The sequence below is a fragment of the Klebsiella sp. MPUS7 genome (assembly GCF_009905335.1).
Lineage (GTDB): Bacteria > Pseudomonadota > Gammaproteobacteria > Enterobacterales > Enterobacteriaceae > Klebsiella > Klebsiella grimontii.
Map to the genome: position 1 here is coordinate 665818 of NZ_CP047604.1, position 15907 is coordinate 681724.

The 15907-nt window shown below is 60.0% G+C and carries 14 protein-coding genes; 8 read left to right on the forward strand and 6 right to left on the reverse strand.

Annotated elements, in window-relative coordinates:
* Positions 1-50: 50 nt before the first annotated feature.
* From lsrA to lsrG, 6 genes are read left to right on the forward strand one after another with little or no spacing between them, the layout of a single operon-like run.
* A complete protein-coding gene (lsrA, locus tag GUC22_RS03220; protein WP_004135936.1) occupies positions 51-1538 on the forward strand; it encodes an autoinducer 2 ABC transporter ATP-binding protein LsrA in 1488 nt (495 codons plus the stop codon).
* Positions 1535-2569, forward strand: coding sequence for an autoinducer 2 ABC transporter permease LsrC (gene lsrC / locus GUC22_RS03225; protein ID WP_004135938.1), 1035 nt, complete (start codon positions 1535-1537; stop codon positions 2567-2569). Before lsrA ends, lsrC begins: the two co-directional genes overlap by 4 nt.
* Positions 2570-3562, forward strand: a complete 993-nt coding sequence (lsrD, locus tag GUC22_RS03230) for an autoinducer 2 ABC transporter permease LsrD (protein ID WP_014226923.1) — start codon at positions 2570-2572, stop codon at positions 3560-3562. It abuts the gene before it with no gap.
* A gap of 1 nt (position 3563) precedes the next feature.
* Positions 3564-4565: an autoinducer 2 ABC transporter substrate-binding protein LsrB gene (gene lsrB, locus GUC22_RS03235; RefSeq protein WP_049131618.1), complete on the forward strand. Its 1002-nt coding sequence runs from the start codon at positions 3564-3566 to the stop codon at positions 4563-4565.
* An 11-nt stretch (positions 4566-4576) separates the two neighbouring features.
* Entirely contained in the window at positions 4577-5464 is an 888-nt protein-coding gene (gene lsrF, locus GUC22_RS03240; RefSeq protein ID WP_004125444.1) for a 3-hydroxy-5-phosphonooxypentane-2,4-dione thiolase, read from the forward strand.
* On the forward strand, positions 5461-5757 hold the full coding sequence (lsrG, locus tag GUC22_RS03245) for a (4S)-4-hydroxy-5-phosphonooxypentane-2,3-dione isomerase (RefSeq protein ID WP_004135945.1): 297 nt from the start codon (positions 5461-5463) through the stop codon (positions 5755-5757). The genes lsrF and lsrG overlap by 4 nt, the downstream gene beginning before the upstream one ends.
* A gap of 74 nt (positions 5758-5831) precedes the next feature.
* On the opposite strand, the gene ygjG is transcribed toward lsrG, so the two are convergent.
* The gene (gene ygjG, locus GUC22_RS03250; protein WP_049089047.1) at positions 5832-7211 is read right to left on the reverse strand and encodes a putrescine aminotransferase; all 1380 of its coding nucleotides are present in this window, start codon (positions 7209-7211) and stop codon (positions 5832-5834) included.
* Between the two features lie 240 nt (positions 7212-7451).
* On the reverse strand, positions 7452-8006 hold the full coding sequence (locus GUC22_RS03255) for a PadR family transcriptional regulator (RefSeq protein ID WP_024358703.1): 555 nt from the start codon (positions 8004-8006) through the stop codon (positions 7452-7454).
* Positions 8007-8242: 236 nt separating this feature from the next.
* Between GUC22_RS03255 and GUC22_RS03260 the strand changes: the two genes are divergently transcribed.
* Positions 8243-9016 (forward strand): siderophore-interacting protein, encoded by a 774-nt coding sequence (locus GUC22_RS03260; RefSeq protein ID WP_024358702.1) that lies wholly within the window; start codon positions 8243-8245, stop codon positions 9014-9016.
* A 279-nt stretch (positions 9017-9295) separates the two neighbouring features.
* Here GUC22_RS03260 and GUC22_RS03265 read toward each other — a convergent pair whose 3' ends face one another.
* From GUC22_RS03265 to dhaK, 4 genes are all read right to left on the reverse strand, one after another.
* The gene (locus GUC22_RS03265) at positions 9296-10945 is read right to left on the reverse strand and encodes a glycerone kinase (protein ID WP_064343245.1); all 1650 of its coding nucleotides are present in this window, start codon (positions 10943-10945) and stop codon (positions 9296-9298) included.
* A 66-nt stretch (positions 10946-11011) separates the two neighbouring features.
* Positions 11012-12427 (reverse strand): dihydroxyacetone kinase phosphoryl donor subunit DhaM, encoded by a 1416-nt coding sequence (gene dhaM, locus GUC22_RS03270; protein WP_049132067.1) that lies wholly within the window; start codon positions 12425-12427, stop codon positions 11012-11014.
* 10 nt (positions 12428-12437) lie between these two features.
* The gene (dhaL, locus tag GUC22_RS03275) at positions 12438-13070 is read right to left on the reverse strand and encodes a dihydroxyacetone kinase subunit DhaL (RefSeq protein ID WP_049086668.1); all 633 of its coding nucleotides are present in this window, start codon (positions 13068-13070) and stop codon (positions 12438-12440) included.
* 10 nt (positions 13071-13080) lie between these two features.
* Entirely contained in the window at positions 13081-14151 is a 1071-nt protein-coding gene (dhaK, locus tag GUC22_RS03280) for a dihydroxyacetone kinase subunit DhaK (protein ID WP_049089049.1), read from the reverse strand.
* Positions 14152-14747: 596 nt separating this feature from the next.
* Here dhaK and GUC22_RS03285 point away from each other — a divergent pair.
* Positions 14748-15845, forward strand: a complete 1098-nt coding sequence (locus GUC22_RS03285) for a glycerol dehydrogenase (protein WP_024358697.1) — start codon at positions 14748-14750, stop codon at positions 15843-15845.
* Positions 15846-15907 lie beyond the last annotated feature (62 nt).

Below are 15907 nucleotides of genomic sequence, written 5' to 3' on the forward strand. Positions count from 1 at the left end.
TTTGAACATTATTAATTTAAAAAATCTTTTGTTCAAAATGAGGCGCGATGATGAAGCCACTGCTTGAAGCTCGCCAAATCTGCAAACAGTTCTCCGGCGTCACCGTGCTGAAGCAGATTGATTTCACGCTGCTTTCCGGCCAGGTACACGCGCTGATGGGCGGCAACGGCGCCGGGAAATCGACGCTGATGAAGATTATCGCCGGCGTGGAAACGCCCGACAGCGGTGAGCTTGTCTTCGGCGAACGCGCGTTTGCGCGCCTCACTCCCGCCCAGGCCCATCAGCAGGGCGTGTATCTGGTGCCGCAGGAACCGATGTTATTCCCCAATCTGACGGTGCGGGAAAATATTCTTTTTCGTCTGCCGAAGCGGGCGGATAACGAGACCCGCCTGCGGGAAAAGCTTCAGCAGCTTAACTGCCAGCTCAACCTTGAGGCGGCGGCCAGCACTCTGGAAGTGGCCGATCAGCAAATGGTGGAGATCCTGCGCGGGCTGATGCGCGACGCGCAGATCCTGATCCTCGATGAGCCCACCGCCTCGCTGACGCCGGGGGAAACCGAACGCCTGTTTCGCCAGATCCGCTCTTTACAGGCCCTCGGCGTCGGGATCGTGTTTATCTCGCACAAACTGCCGGAGATCCGCCAGGTCGCCAGCCACGTTTCGGTGATGCGCGACGGCGCGGTGGTGCTGAGCGGGGAAACCGCGCAGTACGGCGACAATCAGCTGATCGGCGCGATGACGCCCGTCAGTCGCGATCGAGCCCTGAGCGACACGCAAAAGCTGTGGCTGGCGCTGCCGGGCAATCGCCGTACCCAGGCGCAGGATTTCCCGGTGCTGCGGGTAGAAGATCTGACCGGGGAAGGTTTTATCGATCTCAACCTCGAGATCCGTGCCGGGGAGATCGTCGGCCTCGCCGGGCTGGTGGGATCCGGGCGTACCGAATTCGCCGAAACGCTCTACGGTCTGCGCCCGGCTCGCGCCGGGCGGGTGTGGCTGGAGAACCGCGATATCAGCCGCGATAGCACGCGCGCCAGGCTCGCCAGCGGGCTGGTCTATTTGCCGGAGGACAGGCAGGTTTCCGGATTGTTTCTCGATGCGCCGGTGCGCTGGAACACGGTGATGTTTAACCAGCCGTCGCTGTGGCAGCAGAACCGGCGCGAAGCGGCGGTGGTGGAGCGCTATCACCGGGCGCTGGGGATCAAAATGGCCGATGGCGATCGCCCGGTGCGTACGCTCTCCGGCGGCAATCAGCAGAAGGTGCTGTTGGCGCGTTGCCTGGAGGCTAACCCGCTGCTGCTGATCGTTGATGAGCCCACGCGCGGCGTGGACGTTTCCGCCCGCGCCGATATCTATCAGCTGCTGAAAAGCGTCGCCGCGCAGAACGTGGCGGTGCTGATGATCTCCAGCGATCTCGACGAGTTCGTCGGCCTGGCCGACCGGGTACTGGTGATGCATCAGGGCAGGCAGAGCGGCGAGCTGGCGCAGCAGGCGGTCAGCGTTGACCGGATGATGACCCTGGCCTTCGGAGGGCAGGCATGAAAACGTTACTGAAAAATCGCGAACTGAGCGCCTTTCTCGCCATCGTGGTGCTGTTTGCCGGGCTGGTGGCGCTCAACCCGGCCTATTTCAGCTTACAAACCCTGGGCATGATTTTCGCCAGCTCGCAAATCCTTTGCCTGCTGGCGCTGGGGGCGACCCTGGTGATGCTGACCCGCAATATCGACGTTTCGGTGGGTTCCACCGTCGGCCTGAGCGCTATCGCGGTGGGCGTGGCGCTCAATAGCGGCTATGGCCTGATGACCGCCATCGCCTTCGCGCTGGCGATCGGCGCGCTGGCCGGCGCCTTTAACGGCCTGCTGGTGGTGGGGCTGCGTATCCCGGCGATTGTCGCCACCCTCGGCACTCTCGGGCTTTATCGCGGAGTGATGCTGCTGTGGACCGGCGGTAAGTGGATTGAAGGCTTGCCGAACAGCCTGAAAGCGCTGTCGGAACCGGCGTTCATCGGCATTTCGCCGCTGGGCTGGCTGGTGCTGGCGCTGCTGCTGGCGGGCGGCGGGATACTGTCGCGCACCGCCTTTGGCCGCGATTTTTACGCCGTCGGCGATAACCTCGCCGCTGCCCGCCAGCTTGGGGTGGCGGTGAACCGCACGCGGATGCTGGCATTCACCCTTAACGGCATGCTGGCCGCCTGCGCCGGCATTGTGTTCGCCGCGCAGATCGGCTTTGTGCCCAATCAGACCGGCAGCGGCCTGGAGATGAAGGCCATCGCCGCCTGCGTGCTCGGCGGCATCTCGCTGCTGGGCGGTACCGGCACGCTGCTCGGCGCTTTTCTCGGCGCCTTCTTTCTCACCCAGATCGACACTGTACTGGTGCTGTTCCGCCTCCCGGCGTGGTGGAACGACTTTATCGCCGGCCTGGTGCTGCTCGGCGTACTGGTGCTCGACGGGCGGCTGCGTCAGGCGCTGGCCCGCCATCAGCGGGCGCTGAAGTACAGCCGCTTTCAGCCCGGCAACAAAGGGGGCAAGCGCGTGGCCCCGTTTCCCGAACGCAAAAACAAAGAGGTGGCGTAAATGAAGCTCAACTGGGAAAGCGCGCTGCTGGCGTTACTGGTGCTGGAGATCCTGCTGTTTGGCGCCCTCAATCCGCGCATGCTGGATCTCAATATGCTGCTGTTCAGCACCAGCGACTTTATCTGCATTGGCATCGTGGCGCTGCCGCTGACGCTGGTGATCATCAGCGGCGGGATTGATATTTCGCTCGGTTCGACCATCGGCCTGTGCGCTATCGCGCTGGGGGTGATGATGCAGGCGGGCTGGCCGATGAGCCTCGCGATCCCCCTGACGCTGCTGCTCGGCCTGCTGTGCGGGCTGCTGAACGCGGCGCTGATTCACTACACCGGCATTAGCCCGCTGGTGATAACCCTCGGCACCCTGTACCTCTACGGCGGCGGCGCGCTGCTGCTTTCGGGCATGGCCGGGGCCACCGGCTACGAAGGCATCGGCGGATTCCCGGATAGCTTTACCGCCTTCGCCAACCTGACCCTGTTCGGCCTGCCGATACCGCTGGTGCTGTTCGCCGTTATCACCTTTTTCTTCTGGCTGCTGGCCCACCGCGGGCGCTTTGGGCGACACCTTTTTCTGCTCGGGCAGAACCCGCGCGCCGCGCGCTACGCCGCGCTTTCCGTTAACGGGATGCCCTACGCGCTGTATGGCCTGGTGGGCGTGGCGTCGGCGGTGGCGGCGCTGGTGATGGTCTCCTATTTCGGCTCGGCGCGCTCGGACTTAGGCCGCGACCTGCTGATGCCGGCGCTGACCGCAGCGGTGCTCGGCGGGGCCAATATCTACGGCGGTTCCGGCTCGATCGTCGGCACGGCACTGGCCGCGCTGCTGGTGGGCTATTTACAACAAGGTTTGCAAATGGTCGGCATCCCCAACCAGGTGTCGAGCGCGCTGTCAGGGGCGCTGTTGGTTGTGGTGGTGATGGGGCGTTCGCTGAGCCTGCACCGTGAATGGGTGCGGATGAGCTGGCGGCGTCTTTTCTCGCGTAAAACAATCGGAGCATAAAATGAAAACAAAACTGATGGTGCTGGCGTTGGCGCTGGGTATGGCATCGGCCCAGGCGGCGGACCGCATCGCCTTTATTCCAAAACTGGTCGGCGTCGGTTTCTTTACCAGCGGCGGCAACGGCGCGAAAGAGGCGGGCAAAGCGCTCGGCGTGGACGTCACCTACGACGGCCCGACTGAACCGAGCGTCTCCGGCCAGGTACAGCTGATCAACAACTTCGTCAACCAGGGCTACAACGCGATTATCGTCTCCGCCGTATCGCCGGACGGCCTGTGCCCGGCGCTGAAGCGGGCGATGCAGCGCGGGGTCAAGGTCCTGACCTGGGACTCCGATACCAAACCGGAGTGCCGCAGCATCTATATCAACCAGGGGACGCCGCAGCAGCTCGGCGGCCTGCTGGTGGAGATGGCGGAAAAACAGGTGACGAAACCCACCGCCAAAGTGGCGTTTTTCTACTCCAGCCCGACGGTGACCGACCAGAACCAGTGGGTGAAAGAGGCGAAGGCCAAAATTGAAAAAGAACATCCGCAGTGGGAAGTGGTGACCACCCAGTTTGGCTATAACGACGCCACTAAATCGCTGCAAACCGCCGAGGGGATCTTAAAAGCGTACCCGGATCTCGACGCTATTATCGCTCCTGACGCCAACGCGCTCCCGGCGGCCGCCCAGGCGGCGGAAAACCTCAAGCGCCAGGGCGTGGCGATCGTTGGTTTTAGCACGCCGAACGTGATGCGCCCCTACGTAGATCGCGGCACGGTAAAAGCCTTCGGCCTGTGGGACGTGGTGCAGCAGGGCAAGATCGCGGTTAACGTCGCCGATCGTCTGCTGAAAAAGGGCGATCTTAACGTTGGCGACAGCGTCGATGTGAAAGATCTCGGCGCCCTGAAAGTCGAGCCGAACAGCGTGCAGGGCTACCAGTATGAAGCGAAAGGCAACGGCATCGTGCTGCTGCCGGAGCGGGTGGTGTTCACCAAAGAGAATATCAATAACTACGATTTCTGATGGAGGATGAGATGGCTGATTTAGACGATATCAAAGAGGGAAAAAACTTCGGCTTAGACCGTCCGCAGCAGAACACCCTCTATACGCTGAAGGGCTGCGGGTCGCTGGAGTGGGGGATGCAGTCGCGGCTGGCGCGTATCTTCAATCCGCAGAGCAACCGTACGGTGATGCTGGCGTTCGACCACGGCTATTTTCAGGGGCCGACCACCGGGCTGGAGCGGATCGATCTCTCTATCGCGCCGCTGTTCGAAGAGACCGACGTGCTGATGTGTACCCGCGGCGTGCTGCGCAGTCAGGTGCCGGCGGCGACCAACAAACCGGTGGTGCTGCGTGCTTCCGGCGGCAACTCGATCCTCAGCGAACTTTCCAACGAGTGCGTGGCGGTGGCGATGGAGGACGCGTTGCGCCTGAACGTCTGCGCGGTGGCGGCGCAGGTCTATATCGGCAGCGAGCACGAGCATCAGTCGATCAACAACATCATCAAGCTGGTGGACGCCGGCAACCGCTACGGTATGCCGGTGCTGGCGGTAACCGGCGTGGGCAAAGAGATGACCCGCGACGCCCGCTACTTCTCGCTGGCCAGCCGCATTGCCGCCGAAATGGGGGCGCAGTTCGTGAAAACCTATTTTGTTGAGGAAGGCTTTGAGAAAGTCACCGCCAGCTGCCCGGTGCCGATCGTCATCGCCGGGGGCAAAAAGCTGCCGGAGCAGGAGGCGCTGGAGATGTGCTGGCGGGCGATCGACCAGGGCGCATCTGGCGTGGATATGGGGCGGAATATCTTCCAGTCCAGCGCGCCGCGCGCGATGCTGAAGGCGGTGAAAAAAGTGGTGCATGAGAACCTGAGCGCCCGCGAGGCGTATCAGTTCTGGCAGGAGGAAAAACAGGGAGAGCTGCAATGAACGTAACGCTGGTGGAAATCAATATCAAACCGGAACGGGTCGACGAGTTTCTTGAGGTGTTCCGTGCCAACCACGAAGGGGCGCTGCAGGAGCCGGGCAATCTGCGCTTTGACGTGCTGCAGGACCCGGAGGTGAAGACGCGCTTTTTTATCTATGAAGCCTATATCGACGATGAGGCGGTGCTGGCGCACAAGAAAACCCCGCACTATCTGGCCTGCGTAGAGAAGCTGGAGGCGCTGATGTCGAAGCCGCGGCAGAAGCGCAGCTTTATCGGCCTGCTGCCGGAGGTGTAAGACTGTCCCCTCACGCTAACCTTTGCTATGGGATAGCGTGAGGGGACATATATTGCGGACATAGGGGCAAGCCACTACGCCTCTTCTACCGAAACCCGTAGCGCCGCCAGGGCCAGGCGGGCCGCTTTTAGCACCTGTTCACACTGCTCCAGCGTCAGCGTCAGCGGCGGCTCAACGCGGATCGTCCTGGCGTTGTTCAGCGTTCCGGCCACCAGTACCCGCTGGCGGAACATCTCGCTGGCAAAGTCATAGCCGATTTCGTTATCGACAAACTCAATCGCCATCAGCATGCCTTTGCCGCGAACTTCATTCACCAGATCCGGATATTCGCGGGCCAACTGACGGAAGCCATCCAGCAGCATGTCGCCTTTCTGCTCCGCCTGCGCGGGCAGGTTTTGCGTCAGCAGCACGTTGATGGTCGCCAGCGCCGCCGCGCAGGCCAGCGGATTGCCGCCGAACGTGGTGGTATGCAGGAACGGGTTGTCGAACAGCACCGAGAACACCTCTTCGGTGGCGATCGTGGCGCCAATCGGCATCACCCCGCCGCCCAGCGCTTTGGCAAGGCACAGAATATCCGGCTGGACGTTTTCATGCTCGCAGGCAAACATCTTGCCGGTGCGCCCCATGCCGGTTTGTACTTCATCGAGGATCAGCAGCGCGCCAAACTCGTCGCACAGCTTGCGCACCGCGGGCAGATAGCCCGGCGGCGGCAGAATCACCCCGCCTTCGCCCTGAATGGGCTCAAGGATCACCGCCGCGACGTCATCGCCGGTCTTTTTGCACTCGCTCAGCAACGTGCGCATGGCGTTAATATCGCCGAACGGTACGTGCCGGAATCCCGGCAGCAGCGGCATAAAAGGCTTACGGAAAGTGGATTTCGCGGTGGCGGAAAGCGCGCCCAACGACTTACCGTGAAACGCGCCGCTGGTGGCGACGAAGGTAAATTTGCCGCGCGGAGACTGGTAAGCTTTCGCCAGCTTTAACGCCGCTTCGACCGATTCGGTGCCGCTATTGCTAAAGAAGCTGTATTTCAGTTTGCCGGGCGTTAAGGCCGCGAGGGTTTTTGCCAGCATGGCCCGCAGCGGGTCCAGCAGTTCCTGACTATGAAGAGGTTGTTTAGCGAGTTGATTTTCGACGGCGGAAACGACAACTGGATTACGGTGCCCTACATTAAAAATCCCAAACCCACCCAGGCAGTCGATAAACTCCTGTCCCTGAGTGTCGACAAGCGTATTTAACCCTCCCGCTTGCCACTCTACGGCTCCGTAATCCCCGCCAGCAGTGACCGATTTTCGATACGCTAAAAATCCTGGGTTCACATGCTCTTTAAAGTATTCTCTGACCTCCTGGTTAAGTGATTTCATCTCCTCATGATCGAGCGTTCGCTTCTCAATGAGATTCAATGCGTGTGCGCTGCAGGCCAGAGCCGATGCGCTGGAAGGTAACCTGTTCAAAATATGCTCCTGGGCGGGGCGTATCACATGATACTGAATTAAGTATTGCAGGGATTACGCCACTTCGGCGCGGGCCAGGAAAATCGGGATAAACGCAACGTGAAATTGCGATTGAGCAAAATTTAATCTTACGGCGCTATTATTGGCATGTTTTACTCCTGAAGGCGTAAAACCCCGTGAATAAGGGCTTCCGCCGCGCGCGTCGCGGCGGTGCAGGCTGCCCAGCGATGGGGCAGAGGGTTAGTCGAGCTGGGAAATCTCCATTGCCGCGCGGTCAATCACGCCGACGATCTGCTTTAGCTGAGCTTCGGTAATGGCCTGCTGGTTAACTTTTAAATCCAGTACCGCCTTAAAATTCTCCAGCGCGCGCTTCATCTGCGGATTTTTACGCAGTTCACAACCCACCATACGCGCCTGCAGTTTGGCCTGAATCTGCTCCAGCTGTTGCTGGTTTTCCGTGTGCAGCTGGCTGCCGTCGGCGGTAATGGCGATTTTTTTACGACCGTTTTCGTCAGCCACGCTGATTAAGCCCTGATCCTGGAGCAAGTCGAGCGTCGGGTAGATGACGCCGGGGCTCGGGCTGTAGTTGCCCTGGGTCATGGTTTCGATCTCTTTGATAAGCTCGTAGCCGTGGCTGGCGTTACGGGTGAGGATATCCAGAATCACCAGGCGCAGCTCGCCGTGGCCAAAGAAGCGCTGCCGACGTCCGCCGCCCCTGCGGCCATGCTCGCCGTGTTCGCCATGCTCATCGTGGCGTCCGCGTGGCCCACGCCCTTCTTCGTGATGATGTCTCATGTTTTGCTCCTCTATTTTTGATATATCTAATTTATATCTAAAAAATAAAAAGTAGCAATGAAGGATTTTGTTTATTTTTTAACTTAATGATTTTAAATGATTTATTTTTCATTTTTGACTTTTTTGCCGTTTTGCTTTGGCTATATCAAAAAAGACTTGCATTCTGTTTTAATGGCAATCATTATCATTTGCAAGATTTTTAGATATATCTATTCAGTTCACGAAGGCGATGAAAAATGACAAAGGCAAATAACCCCAAATACCCGCAGCGCGTGCGTAACGAGCTGCGTTTTCGCGAGTTGACCGTGCAGCGCGTCGAGCGTATCGGTCACGCTTTCCAGCGTATTGTGCTGGGCGGAGAGGCGCTGGACGGTTTTGTTTCTCAGGGTTTTGACGACCACACCAAGCTCTTTTTCCCCGAAGCGGGCGCCGCATTCACGCCGCCGGAGGTGACGGATGAAGGCATTAACTGGGGCGAAGGCGTGCGTCCGGCGACTCGCGACTATACGCCGCTGTACGACGCCGGGCGTCATGAGCTGGCGTACGACTTTTTTATTCACGACGGCGGCATTGCCAGCCGCTGGGCGCTGACGGCGCAAGCGGGCGATAAGCTGGTGATCGGCGGCCCGCGCGGTTCGCTGGTGGTGCCGGAAGATTACGCCTGGCAGCTGTACGTGACCGATGAGTCCGGAATGCCCGCGCTGCGCCGCCGTTTGCTCGGGTTGCAGCAGCTTCCGACGCCGCCGCAGGTGACGGCGATTGTGACTATTGGCGATGCGTCTTATCAAGATTACCTGGCCGATCTTGATGGCTTTAATATCGAGTGGGTGGTAGGGCATAACCCAGCCGCCGTGGCCGAACGTCTGGCGCAGGTGGTGATTCCGGCGGACGATTATTTTATCTGGCTGACCGGTGAAGGCGCGGCGGTGAAGTCGCTGCTGGCGCGCTTTGAAGGCGAAGAGATTGACCCGCAGCTGGTGCGTTCGCAGGCCTACTGGCACAGCAAGTAAGCGCGGAGAAAACCCGGGTTGCGGCTGACGCCTTACCCGGGCTACGAAAGAAAACTGCGCGGTGATTTTCCCGCAGGCGATGCTGCGCATCTGTCCGGGCTACCGTTTTGCAGACGGCGGTGCGCCCGTAGCCCGGGCAAGGCGCGTCAAGCGCCGCCCCCGGGAGCAGAGTGCGCAGAGGCATCATTTCCCGGAGGCGATGCTGCGCATCTGTCCGGGCTACCGCTCCACAGACGGCGGTGAACCCGTAGCCTGCTAAGCGCAGCGCGAGCAGGGGAATTATCTCTGCGCCAGCGCTTTAAACACCATCGCCACCGCATGGGCGCCGGGGTCCATATTGCCGCGCAGGCTATCGCTGTTGAGATACGACGCGCGCCCGGCGTTGGCTTTGCTGGCGTGAAGCGTACGATCCGCGCCCGCCTGTGCCGCCGCGAAAGCGGCCTGCAGATTTTCCGGCTCGGCCGCCAGCGCCGCCAGTGCCGGCTGCAGGGCATCAATCATGGTCCGATCGCCTTCATCGGCGCCGCCGTAAAACTTCATCTGCGCCAGCCCGGCGTTTAGCGCTTCGGCGACGCTTGCCCCCTGTTCCAGCTTCTGCCCGGCGGCGGTAAAGAAAATTGACATCAGCACGCCGCTGGAGCCGCCCATCACCACCGTCAGACGCTCGCCAATCAGCGCGAATAGCGTAGCGAGGTTAGCCAACGGCAACTGGCGACGCTGTAGCAAGTCGGCGATGTCGCGCGCGCCGGCGGCGAAGGTGGAGCCGGTATCGCCGTCGCCGACTTTGGCATCCAGCGCGTTGAGATCTGCTTCAAGATCGGACAGCGTGCCGGTCACCCGCTCGACGTAGTCCGCAACCACGCTATTCTCCGAGGGCTCAAACTCCACCCGGGTGCTGCGCAGCGACGACGGCATCACGCTGATTTCGCGCGGCTGCACCGGCGTCTGCCAGCCGGCGGTTTCTACCGCGGAAAGCAGCGCCTTCTCAATACTCTCTTCCAGCACGATGGCGGTGAGGGAGAAGCCTTTCATATCCAGCGCGGTCACCAGCGAAGCCGGGCCAATCAGCCAGTCGATACGCTGTTGCAGCGGCGTATGCGCCAGCTCGCGGGTCAAAATCGCCATTTCGGCAATCGATACGCCGCCGAGATTATTGATCATCACCGCCAGACGACCGGTTTCCGGCAGGGCGGCGCTGAGCTTCTCCGCCATCAGCGTAACGATTTCCGCGCTGTTCTGGGTCGCGATGACCGATGCGCCCGGTTCGCCGTGGATCCCCATGCCCAGCTCGGCCTGGTCCGCGTGATGGCGCGGGGCCGTTTCCGCATCCTGCGGCAGATGACAGCTGGCAAGGGCCAGCCCGAGGCTGAAGGTATGTCCGGCGGCATACTGCGCTTCGCGCAGCACGGTCGCCAGATTGTGTCCGCGTTCGGCGAAGTAGCCTGCCACTTTATGCACCAGAATCGTCCCGGCGATGCCGCGCGGATGTTTGTTGTCCGGCAGCGAAATATCATCGCCAACGATCAGCATTTCAACGTTATAGCCCATGCGGCGCGCCTTCTCCGCCGCGAGGCCGAAGTTCAGGCGATCGCCGGTATAGTTCTTGACGATCAGCAGACAGCCCGCGTCGCCGGTTACCGCCTGGATGGCGGTCAGCACCGCATCGACGCTCGGCGAGGCAAACAGATCGCCGCAGACGGCGGCGGTCAGCATGCCTTTGCCGACAAAGCCCGCGTGGGCCGGCTCGTGACCGGAACCGCCGCCGGAGATCACCGCCACGTTGTTTTTGTCGAGATCGCGACGCACCACCACGCGAATGGCGGGATCGCTCTCCAGCCGCGCCAGGTTATTCCACGGGCTGGCGATAATGGTTCCTTCAATCACGTCGTTGACGAGGTTGGCGCGTTGATTAAAAAAGAATTGAGACATAACGGATCCTGAAAGTTAAGCGAGTTCCCGGAGGGGACAGCCTCCGGGGTGGAAAGATGGGGCAGGTTAGCCGCGAATCACGCGTTTGCCGGGAATATCAAGGGTGACGGTCTCTCCGTTTTGCAGCGTCGTCAGCACATCGCGCTGCTGGCAAAGCATCGCAATGCCCGCCTGGCGGGCGATAATCGCGCCGTGAGCGTGCTCGCTGCTCTCCTGCAGACAGATTCCCTTCACCTGACGGCCGTCGAGCTGCACGACGGTAGAAGGAAAGATATCGTCGGCTACGAGGATCGAAGGCGCGCTAAACTGCGGCAGCGCTTCGCTGCTCTCGTTAAGGTGACGCAGCGTGCGGTGCAAAATATCTTCAATATCAATATAGCGTGCCTGAAGGTAGGCATCGTCGAGATGGCGATATTGTTGGCTTAAATCGCTCAGCACCTGATGCCACGCCCACTCCGCGCTGCACTGCTCGTCGCGCACGATATCGCACGCTGCCGTATATAAATCAGGATCATCAAGCAGAGTATGATGCCCGGAGAAGATCGCCGCGATGTCGGCGGAATACTTCTCCTCCGCCAGGGCCGTCAGCGCGCTAAGATCGTCCAGCGTCCGATCAATAGCCCGTTTCAGGCGCAGCTGCTGCTGACCGATGGCGGCGCTCTTTTCCCGCGTAACGCTGTTCTGAGGCCGAGGGTAGAGCACGACCTGGCCCTGAATGCGGGCGGCATGGGTGGGCTGCAAAGCGGGAGTCGCCTCCGTTTGCTCGCCAAAGTTCTCCGCCGCCAGCGCCTGGAATGCCGCCAGCGCGGCGTCGGCGTCCGGGCCGCGGGCCAGCAGCCTTAAGGTATCGTTACGGCGCACCTGAAGCAGGGCGATTTGGTTGAGGCTATCCGGCGTGACGCACTTTCCCTCTTTCTCCAGCACCAGGTCGGCGTTGAATCCCGCCAGCGCGGCGACCAGCTTTGACGCCGGGCGAACGTGCAGGCCGTTAGGATTTTGAATCACTACGGAAACCGAGCGCGCGTCGCGGTCATCGGCCAGCGCGGCGGTAAGCGAAGGGGGTTGCGATGGTAACCCGAGCTGTACGCGCTTTGCCTCCAGCGCATTCATGGCGTCTTCAATCACCTTGTCGATGTCGGCCCCGGCGGCGGCGCTCACCGTCGCCGCCAGCGTCCCTTCAACCAGCGGCGCCGCGCACAGGCGGACCTTCGCCGCAATCGCCGGATCGAGCAGATCCAGCGCGGTTTCGGCGCTCAGCAAGGCGCTGCCAATATCCATCATTACCAGCACATGATCGGCGTCGGCGACGGATTCAATGGCCTCCATCACCTTAATCGGATCTGTGCCGATCGGGCTGGCGGGATCGTCAATGCCGGCGGCGATCGCCAGCTTACAGCCATCGTTCATTAACATCTGCCGGGCCAGTTCTCCGACACCTTCGCCCAGACGGGCGCTATGAGAAACAATAACCAGGTTTACCATCGCGTTTTCCTTACTCTTTAGCTGCTGCGGCCAGCATCTGAACCATAAACATCACCGAGGTTGCGCCAGGATCCTGATGCCCGATGCTGCGTTCGCCCAGATAGCTAGCCCGCCCTTTACGGGCCTGCATGGCGATGGTGGCGTTGACGGCGGCTTGCGCCTGTTCGCAGGCAGCATCAAGGGCGCCTGGTATCGACAGGTGCTGTTCGCTGGACTGGCGCAGCGATTCCACCACCGGCAGCCAGACGTCGCACATGGTTTTATCCCCGGGCTCGGCTTTGCCGCGATTCACCACCCCTTCCGCGCCTTCGCGGAAGGTCTGATAAAGCTCTTCCAGCGTCAGGCTCTGATGGGCCTGGGTCACCTGGGCGGCGCGAATAAAGAAGGTGCCGAACAGCGGGCCGCTGGCCCCGCCGACATTGGAGAGCAGCGTCATACCGGTATTTTTAAGAATGAAACCAATGTCTTTATCGGCAATTGACGGCAGTTTTTCCACTACCTTGCTGAAACCACGATGCATATTCAGGCCGTGGTCGGCATCGCCGATTTCCCGGTCCAGACCGGTCAAAAAATCGCTCTCTTTCGTGAAGATATCGCCGCAGCGATAGAGCCAGTCTACGATTTGCGTTCTGCTTAATGACATGTCGTGCTCCTTATTTTCCCCAGTTCAGCGCCGGGGTGTGAACCGGGGCGTCCCATAATGCCAGCGTCTCGTCATCGGCTTTTAACAGGGTGATGGAAAAACCCACCATATCCAGAGAGGTACAGTAGCTGCCGATAAGATTGCGCTCGATAACGATGCCGGTTTCCTCGCAGCGCTGCGTCAGACGGTTATAGACGCCGTAGAGTTCGGACAGCGGCGTGGCGCCGAGGTTGTTGACCAGCGCGATAACCCGATCGCCTTTTTGCAGCGCCTGCTTGGTCTGCGCTACCTCCTGCCACGCGCCTTTCACGTTGTCCCAGTGGCGCAGCGTGCGGCTATAGGCGCCGTTTTCCAGCAGGGTATCGAACATTTCGTCAACGGTGCGATCGAGGGAGGTGAAGCGGCGGCGGTCGATGCCCGGTTCGCCGTGAATGCCGACGCCGAACTCCATCTCATCGTCCTGCAGTTCGAATGAGGGCTGCCCGGCGGCCGGCACGGTGCAGGCGCCGAGCGCGATACCGATAGAGTGGCCGAGGTTGTTGAGCTTGCGCCCCAGTTCGGCGCAGGATTCCAGCGAGTCGCCGCGTTCGGCAGCCGCGCCTACCAGTTTTTCAATCAGCACGGTATTGGCCACTCCGCGCCGTCCGGCGGTGTAGAGGCTATCTTTCACCGCCACGTCGTCATCGACCACCACGGTGGTGACCTTAACGCCGCTTTCGTGCAGCAGCTCGGTGGCGGTTTCGAAGTTAAGAATATCGCCGGTGTAGTTTTTGATAATCAGCAGCACGCCTTCGCCGCCGTCGATGTTCATGGCGCACTCAAACATTTTATCCGGCGTCGGGGAGGTGAAAATTTCCCCCGGACATGCCCCGGAAAGCATGCCCTGGCCAATATATCCGCAGTGCATCGGCTCGTGACCGCTGCCGCCTCCGGAGAGCAGCGCCACTTTTCCGGCCACCGGCGCATCGGCGCGGGTCACGTAGACCGGGTCCTGGTGCAGCCTCAGTTCAGGGTGCGCTTTTGCCAGACCCGCCAGTTGTTCACTCAGGACATCTTCGACACGGTTAATCAGTTTTTTCATTGTTTATTCTCCGTCGGAGTTTCGATGCGGCCTCTCTGCTGATGGAGGCGGTCATCGTGTAGGGGTACCGCCTGACGAGGTGCGATATCGGGCGATGTAATGATTCTGGCTGAGTTAGCGGGAAAAAAAATTGTGATAAAAGGAGTTTCATTACGAAACGTAATTATTCATTTTTGTTCCGAAATGAAACGCTTTTGCGCGAGGAAATGAAAAAATGCGAGCTAAAGCGACTATTTCATCTCGCTTCACCTGGCTGCAAGGTCTGCGTAAAGAAATAAATTTGCCCGTTCTTGCCGCCCATGACGCTGAAAAAGGCCGACGATCGTCCGGTTAGTGGCCTTCTTTTGCGTCGAAGGGGCGGATCGAGATCGCAATCCCACCGTTTCATGTGAATTCATGTTCCAATATGGAACAATAAAATTTATGTGCTGTTTCATATTGGGACAAAAACCGGAAAGATTTTTTTGCCCGCGGCTCGCCCTACAGTGATGGCATCGCTCAGGTAGCGCTTTCGTTCCCGCCTTGAATACATGGCCGGACGAGGAAATACCGGGGCCCATCATGTCAAAAAATGCACTTATTTGAAGGTGAACGGAATGCTAAAAGTTATTCAATCTCCAGCCAAATATCTCCAGGGACCAGATGCATCCACGCTGTTTGGGCAATACGCCAAAAACCTGGCGGACAGCTTTTTCGTGATTGCCGATGACTTCGTAATGAAGCTGGCGGGAGAGAAAGTGCTGGAAGGTTTGCACAGCCACAACATTAGCTGCCATGCGGAGCGTTTCAACGGCGAGTGCAGCCACGTTGAGATCAATCGCCTAATCGCCATTCTGAAGCAGCACGGCTGCCGCGGCGTGGTGGGTATCGGCGGCGGTAAGACGCTCGATACGGCGAAAGCCATCGGCTACTACCAGAAGCTGCCGGTGGTGGTGATCCCGACGATCGCCTCCACCGATGCGCCAACCAGCGCGCTGTCGGTTATCTACACCGAAGCCGGTGAGTTTGAAGAGTATCTGATTTACCCGAAAAACCCGGATATGGTGGTGATGGATACGGCGATTATCGCCAAAGCGCCGGTGCGCCTGCTGGTGGCCGGGATGGGCGATGCGCTTTCAACCTGGTTTGAAGCCAAGGCCTGCTACGACGCCAGAGCCACCAGCATGGCGGGCGGCCAGTCGACGGCGGCGGCGCTGAGCCTGGCGCGCCTGTGCTATGATACGCTGCTGGCGGAAGGCGAAAAAGCCCGCCTCGCCGCCCAGGCCGGGGTGGTGACCGATGCGCTGGAACGCATCGTTGAAGCGAATACCTACCTCAGCGGTATCGGCTTTGAAAGTAGCGGTCTGGCCGCCGCGCACGCCATTCACAACGGTTTCACCATCCTCGAAGAGTGTCACCATCTGTACCATGGCGAGAAAGTGGCCTTTGGTACCCTGGCGCAGCTGGTGCTGCAAAATAGCCCGATGGAAGAGATCGAAACGGTGCTGAACTTCTGCCATACCGTCGGCCTGCCGGTCACGCTGGCGCAAATGGGCGTTAAAGAGGGCATCGATGAGAAAATTCAGGCAGTCGCTAAAGCGACCTGCGCGGAAGGTGAAACCATTCATAATATGCCCTTCCCGGTCAGCGCGCAGAGCGTGCATGCGGCGATTCTGACCGCTGACCTGCTCGGACAGCAGTGGCTGGCGCGCTAATTTATCGTGGTCCAGCCCCGCCTCATTTAAACGATGGGGCGTTTTTCCCCCCCTCTTGCGGT

What these genes read in the sequence shown, in the direction of transcription:
- lsrD (WP_014226923.1), top strand. Translation starts at nt 2,570, where the DNA reads ATGAAGCTCAACTGGGAAAGCGCGCTGCTGGCGTTACTGGTGCTGGAG.
- lsrC (WP_004135938.1), top strand. Translation starts at nt 1,535, where the DNA reads ATGAAAACGTTACTGAAAAATCGCGAACTGAGCGCCTTTCTCGCCATC.
- lsrF (WP_004125444.1), top strand. Translation starts at nt 4,577, where the DNA reads ATGGCTGATTTAGACGATATCAAAGAGGGAAAAAACTTCGGCTTAGAC.
- GUC22_RS03255 (WP_024358703.1), bottom strand. Translation starts at nt 8,006, where the DNA reads ATGAGACATCATCACGAAGAAGGGCGTGGGCCACGCGGACGCCACGAT.
- GUC22_RS03285 (WP_024358697.1), top strand. Translation starts at nt 14,748, where the DNA reads ATGCTAAAAGTTATTCAATCTCCAGCCAAATATCTCCAGGGACCAGAT.
- lsrB (WP_049131618.1), top strand. Translation starts at nt 3,564, where the DNA reads ATGAAAACAAAACTGATGGTGCTGGCGTTGGCGCTGGGTATGGCATCG.
- lsrA (WP_004135936.1), top strand. Translation starts at nt 51, where the DNA reads ATGAAGCCACTGCTTGAAGCTCGCCAAATCTGCAAACAGTTCTCCGGC.
- dhaL (WP_049086668.1), bottom strand. Translation starts at nt 13,070, where the DNA reads ATGTCATTAAGCAGAACGCAAATCGTAGACTGGCTCTATCGCTGCGGC.
- GUC22_RS03265 (WP_064343245.1), bottom strand. Translation starts at nt 10,945, where the DNA reads ATGTCTCAATTCTTTTTTAATCAACGCGCCAACCTCGTCAACGACGTG.
- lsrG (WP_004135945.1), top strand. Translation starts at nt 5,461, where the DNA reads ATGAACGTAACGCTGGTGGAAATCAATATCAAACCGGAACGGGTCGAC.
- GUC22_RS03260 (WP_024358702.1), top strand. Translation starts at nt 8,243, where the DNA reads ATGACAAAGGCAAATAACCCCAAATACCCGCAGCGCGTGCGTAACGAG.
- dhaM (WP_049132067.1), bottom strand. Translation starts at nt 12,427, where the DNA reads ATGGTAAACCTGGTTATTGTTTCTCATAGCGCCCGTCTGGGCGAAGGT.
- dhaK (WP_049089049.1), bottom strand. Translation starts at nt 14,151, where the DNA reads ATGAAAAAACTGATTAACCGTGTCGAAGATGTCCTGAGTGAACAACTG.